The 5826-nt window shown below is 74.8% G+C and carries 3 protein-coding genes; 1 reads left to right on the top strand and 2 read right to left on the bottom strand.

Going from position 1 to position 5826, the window contains the following annotated elements; all coding sequences use genetic code 11:
* Window positions 1–102: 102 nt before the first annotated feature.
* Together F8271_RS29365 and F8271_RS29360 are read right to left on the bottom strand one after the other, a co-directional pair.
* Window positions 103–873 (bottom strand): DUF5995 family protein, encoded by a 771-nt coding sequence (locus F8271_RS29365; protein ID WP_151493078.1) that lies wholly within the window; start codon window positions 871–873, stop codon window positions 103–105.
* Between the two features lie 134 nt (window positions 874–1007).
* Window positions 1008–3908: a LuxR family transcriptional regulator gene (locus F8271_RS29360; protein WP_151493077.1), complete on the bottom strand. Its 2901-nt coding sequence runs from the start codon at window positions 3906–3908 to the stop codon at window positions 1008–1010.
* A 193-nt stretch (window positions 3909–4101) separates the two neighbouring features.
* Here F8271_RS29360 and F8271_RS29355 point away from each other — a divergent pair.
* Window positions 4102–5826, top strand: a 1725-nt coding sequence (locus F8271_RS29355) for an adenylate/guanylate cyclase domain-containing protein (RefSeq protein WP_151493076.1), incomplete at its 3' end; no start/stop codon positions are given.

Genomic DNA, 5826 nt, shown 5'->3' with positions numbered 1-5826 from the left:
GTGTGGCGGCCGGCCGCGCGGCGGGCGGAACTGGCGGGGCGGGACGCGCTCCCGCGCTCCGCCGCCCCCCACGGGGCGGAGCGCGGGAGCCCCCCGTCCCGGCTACTGCAGGAACGCCCCGAGGGGCGACAGCAGCAACCGGCCGAGCGCCGCGGCGTTGTCGTCCAGCCGCGTGCGCTCACACTCGTGGGCCTCCGGATCGTGCCGGCACCGCCAGATCTTCTGCGCGTTGCGCCACGCGACATCGCGGGTGTACTCGACCAGCTCCCCCTGGTACCAGTCGTCGATGTCGCCGTTGAGCATGTCGATGAGCAGCTGCCACCGCTCCAGGTAGCCCCGGCGCAGCCCGGGGATCTTGTCGGCGAAGATGTTGTTGATCTCTAGGTAGTCGTGGTGCTGGTCGCTGCCGTCGACCGGCTCCGACTCCAGGTGGTCGAACGTGGTCACCAACGCGAACGGCAGATCGAAGTTGATGTGCGCGTTGACACCCGCCGCCGCCGAGGGCAACGGCCGGGCGTCCGGCCCCCGCATCCGCTCGAACAGGCACGACCAGGCCTTCGGCGTACCCGGGCTGGAGTCGGTCCACATCCGCATCGCGTCGAAGTAGCGGGCCGCGAACTCGACGTCCAACCGGGAGAGGAACACCGGGTCGACGAAACGGTCGTCGTACAGGCCGTCCAGCACACTGCTCGTGATGGTCAGGTAGAGCCTGTTGAAGTCGGCCAACGGGCAGCTGTCCTCCAGCGGTGGCAGCCGCACCAGCAGGTCCTGAAGTTTGGTGAGGTGATCGACCACGGCCGGCACGTCCGCGGGATGGTCGGCGAGCAGGTCGACGATGTCCCGGTGCACGGGCCCCCAGACCGGTTCGGTCATCTCTCCTCCATGGTGGTCCGCGGCACCCCCGTGCCGCCGTCGACGGGGCTCAGCCTCTCAGCCGACACCCGATCGCCGGATCAGTAGAACGACGTATCCGGGCGCGCACACGCGCCCGTTGACGGACCGGTCGGTCAGCCGCGCCGGTTGCGCAGGTGGATCGCGCTGGCCTGCACACGGGTGCGGACCTGCAACTTGTCGAAGATGTGCGACACGTGCACGCCGATGGTCCGCTCGCTGATGAACAGCCGCTGCCCGATCTCCCTGTTGGTCAGCCCCTCGGCGACCAGGGCGAGCACCTCACGTTCGCGCACGGTGAGCGTCGCCAACTCGTCGTCGACCGCCTCGCCCGACGGGGCGCCACGGCCGGTGTCGGTGTGCTCGCGCTCCTCCAGCGACACCCGGGCCCGCCCGGCCAGCTCGCGGATCTCCGAGGTCAACGGCACCGCGCCCAACCCCTGCGCCACCTGGTACGCCGCCCGCAGCAGCTTGCCCGCCGTGGCCACCCGGCTGCGCCGGGCCAGCAGCGCCTCGGCCTGCCGCAGCCGCGAGTACGCCGCCGGGTAGGGGTGGTTACGCCGGTCCCACTCGGCGACCGAGGCCGCCCACAGCTCCGGGTCGCTGCCGTCGAGGCGGCTCACCTCGGCGGCGCACAGCGCCAGGAACCCGTCCACCACCGACCGCACCGGACCGGCCGCGGACGCGCTCTTGCGGGCCACCCGCTCGGCCACGTCCCGCAGCCGGCGTACGGCCGTCGGGTCCACCGCCACGCTCCGGCTGGCGTGCGCCTCGGCCTCGGCGCGCAGGCCGTGCCAGACCAGCGCGGACAGGATCGTCACGTCGTCGGAGCGGCTCTCGGTCAGGCCGCGCTGCACCGCCTGCCGCGCCACGTCGTGCCGGCCCTCCCACATGGCCAGCCCGGAGCGCAGGGTGAGCAGCGGAATGACGTGTCGCGCCCCGCCGCCGGCGAGCAGCGTCGCCACCGCGTCGAGGTCCCGGCTGGCGGCGTCGATGTCGCCGTAGCCCACCGACAGCCGGCACCGGGCAAGCAGCAGCTCGACGGCGTCCGCACCGGACGGTCGGTGCCGCAGCGCGGCGGCCACCACCTTCTCCGCCTCGGCCCACTGCCCCACCCGGAACAGCCCGTTGATGGCGATGGCCAGCAGTCGGGTCTCCCAGGTGCGGCCCAGACCCAGCTCGGCCACCCGCTCGGCGCCGCGGCGGGCCACGACCACACCCTCCTCGAGGATGTTCAGCGGCCCGGTCAACAGCTCCGCCAGGTGCAGGTACGCGCAGGCCACGTCCTCGGGCTGGCCGGCGCGTTCGGCGGTGTCGAGGGCGTCGCGCATCACGGCGAGGCCGGCGTCCGGGTCCTCCAGGTAGGCGTCGCTGAAGCCCAGCGCCGAGCTGGCCAGGACGACCTCGGTGGCGGAGCCCTCGACGTCGACGGCCAACGCCAACGCCTCGCGGGCCCGCCGGCCGGCGTCGGCGTAGCGGCCCAGGTGCAGCAGCAGCTCGGCCAACCGCGCGGCGGCGGTGGCCCGGTCGCGCGGGGAGCAGTCCGCCGCCTCCAGCGCCCGCTGGTACTCCTCCTCGGCCAGCGCCGACCGCCCGGCGGCGGCCAGGTAGCGGGCCCGGCGGATGTGCAGCTCGCAGCTCGGCTCGCCGCCGCGCACGGCGACCAGCTCCTCCAGCAGGGCCAGGGCCCGGGCGTGCTCCCCACAGTGGTGCGCCGCCTCGGCCGCGTTGCCGAGCAGCTCGACCCGGTCCACCGCCAGCGAGCCGGAGTCTCCGGCCAGCTGCAACGCCGCCGACCAGTGCCGGTGCGCCTCGGCGTAACCGTGCAGCCGTTCGGCCTCCTGCGCGGCGGCCACCGCCGCCGGCAACGCCCGCGCCGGCTCGCCGGCCAGCCGCCAGTGGTGCGCCAGCCGGGCCTGGTGCAGCTCGCCCGGCGCGGCGGTCAACGCCTCGGCGTAGCGGCGGTGCAGCCCGGAACGCTCGGCCGGCAGCAACTCGTGCGCCAGCACCTCGGCGACGAGGCGGTGCCGCAGCCGGTACCCGTCGTCGGCGCCCACCAGCAGCCGGTGCGCCACCGCGGCGCGGGCCGCCTCGATCAGCTCGTCCTCGGGCAGCCGGAGCACCTCGGCCAGCAGCCAGTGCTGCACCGGTTCGACGCCGGCGGCCACCGCGTGCACCACCGCGTGGGCGTGCTGGGGAAGCGCGTCGACCCGGTCGAGGAAGATCTCGCGCAGAGTCTCGGACAGCCCGTCGCGGCCGTCGCGCAGGTCGCGGGCCAACTCCTCGATGACGAACGGGTTGCCGCCGCTGCGCTGCCACACCTGCTCGGCGGCCTCGGCGGGAAGCGTCCGGCCGACCACCGCCGCGGCGAGCTCCTCGGTGCCGGCGCGGTCCAGTGGTGCCAGGTCGAGCACCCGCACCGTCCGCAACCGACGCAGCTCGGTGAGGACCCGGCGCAGCGGATGCGCGCCCTGCAGCGACTCGGCGCGTACCGCCGCCAGCACCGACAGCTGAAGGTCACCCAGGCCGGCCAGCAGATAGAGCAGCAACTGCCGGGTGCTGCGGTCGACCCACTGCAGGTCGTCGAGGATCAGCACCAGCGGCCGACCCTCGGCGATCAGGTGCAGCCCCCGGGCGACCCGCTCCAGCAGCGCGCCCGCGCCGTCCGGGCCGGCCGTCTCGTCGGCGAACATCTGCAACAGCCCCCGCACCGCCGAGGACGTGCGGGCCCGCGACGCGGACAGGTCGGCGTCGAAGCGGCGCAACGCCTGCAGCAGCGGGTGCAGCGGTGAGGCGTCGCCGATGTCCAGGCAACTGCCGGTGAGCACCAGCGCGCCCTGGTCACGCAGCCGGTCGCCGATCTCGCCGAGCAGCCGGGTCTTGCCCACACCGCTCTCGCCGGTCAGGAAGACGGCGGCGGTCTGCCCGTGCGCGGCGTCACCGAGCAGCGCGGACTGAATCGTCCGCACCAGCTCGGCCCGACCCACGAGCGGTGCGGTGTCCACATCGCTGGCCATGGGACGCAGCCTAATCACAGGTCGCCGCACCGTTCTACGGCCATCTGCCGCTTGTGGTACTCCTCGCGTCGACATTGCGACTAAAGGTTGCGAGTGGCCGACATACGTCGTTCTGCCGATCCCCCGTCGGCCCAGGAATGCCAATCTCCAGGTCGTCAGCCGTCAGCGGGGGGAAAGGCCGGTGCGCTTACCCATGACCACCACCATCGTCGACGCGCAGCCGACTCCGGGCACGCACTGGCCGGTGCCGGAGGAGAGACGCACCGTCACCGTCCTCTTCGCCGACATCGTCGGCTCCACCGCGCTGGTGGACCGACTGGACCCGGAGGACGTGCGGGCGCTGCAACGGGCCTACTTCGACACCGTCGCCGCGGTGCTGCACCGCTGGCACGGGGTGGTCGAGAAGTACGTCGGCGACGCGGTCATGGCGCTCTTCGGCGCCCGGCACTCCGACGGCTTCGACGCGTACCGGGCGGTGCGCGCCGGACTGGAGATCCAGGCCGCACTGGACCGCCGGCCGATGGTCGGCGACGTCCGACTTCGCGTCCGCGTCGGTGTCGCCACCGGTGAGGTCGTCGTCGACCTGGGTGGCGCCGTCAGCGGCGGCCACGGCGTGGCCAGCGGCGCGGTGATCACCACCGCCGCCCGCCTGCAGGAGTACGCCCCACCCGGCGCCGTGGCGCTGTGCGCGACCACCGCTCGGGCCACCGCCGGGCTGATCGCCCAGCGCCCCCTCGCTCCGGTGCCGGTCGCCGGCCGGGTGCCCCCGATGCCGGTCTGGCACGCCGTCGGCCCGGTACGCGCCGGCACCGACCGGCACGACGGCCCGCTGATCGGCCGTCGCCGCGAACTGGCCACCCTCACCGACCAGGTGAGCCGGGCGATCCGCGAGCACCGGCCGCGCTGGGTGTCGCTGGTCGGGCCGAGCGGCAGCGGCCGCAGCCGGCTGCTGCACGAACTGACCCGGGCACTGCACACGGTGGACGGTCGCGCGGTGCACTGGTGCGTGGTGAGCTGCCCGCCGTACCCCGACCAGGTGTTGGCACCGGTGGCGGAACTGCTGCGCGGCCTCGCCGGGATCCGGCACGGCGACGGCCCGGCGCTGGTCCGCGACCGGTTGGTCACCGCCCTGACGCCGCTGCTCCCGCCGGCCGGGGTCGTGGAGGCGGTTCCGGCGTTGCAGCGGCTGCTGGCCACCCCGGACGGCTCGACCGAGGCGCTGGCCGGTGCGGCGATCTGCCGGGACGCCCTGCTGCGCCTGGCCGCCGTCCGGCCGCTGATCGTCGCCGTGGACGACGTGGACCGGGCCGCGCCCGAGGTGAGCCGGTTCCTGCACGCCCTGTTCACCGCGGCCACGACGCGCGGGTTGCCGCTGGCCGTGCTCACCGTGCACCAGCCGCAGTGGGCCGACACCCGACCCGGCCCCGCCCGACGGGTGGCGATCCGACCCCTGGCCACCGTGCAGTCCGGGCGGCTGCTGCGCCACCTGCTGACCCGGGCCGGTCAGCCGGTGGCCCTGGTCGACCGACTACTGCCACTGGTGGGCGGACGACCCGGGCACGCGGCCGCGTACGTGGCGTCGGTCGCGGCGGGCGCGGACCCGGTGGCGCTGCCCGAGGCGGTACGCCGTGCCGTGGGCGCGGAACTGGACCACCTCGACGGCGAGCGGCGGGCGGTCCTGATGGCCGCCGGCGTCCTCGGCGGCGTGATCTGCGGCGCGACGGTCGACCGGGTACTCGGCTGGCGGTCCGGCCGGTCCACACCGGCACTGCACGGCCTGGTCACCGCCGGGCTGCTGCTCCCCCGCCGCGCCGGCGGGTACGCGTTCGCCGCGCCCGCACTGCGCCAGGTCGCCACCGAGCGGCTGCCCCGTGCGCTAAGAGCCGTCTTCGCCCGCCGGGCGGCCGACGCCCCCCAC

Origin of the sequence: Micromonospora sp. ALFpr18c (assembly GCF_008868155.1) — a bacterium.
Taxonomy (GTDB): domain Bacteria; phylum Actinomycetota; class Actinomycetes; order Mycobacteriales; family Micromonosporaceae; genus Micromonospora.
The sequence above is the reverse complement of the archived record's forward strand: the minus strand, read 5'-3'. Positions and strand labels throughout refer to the sequence as shown.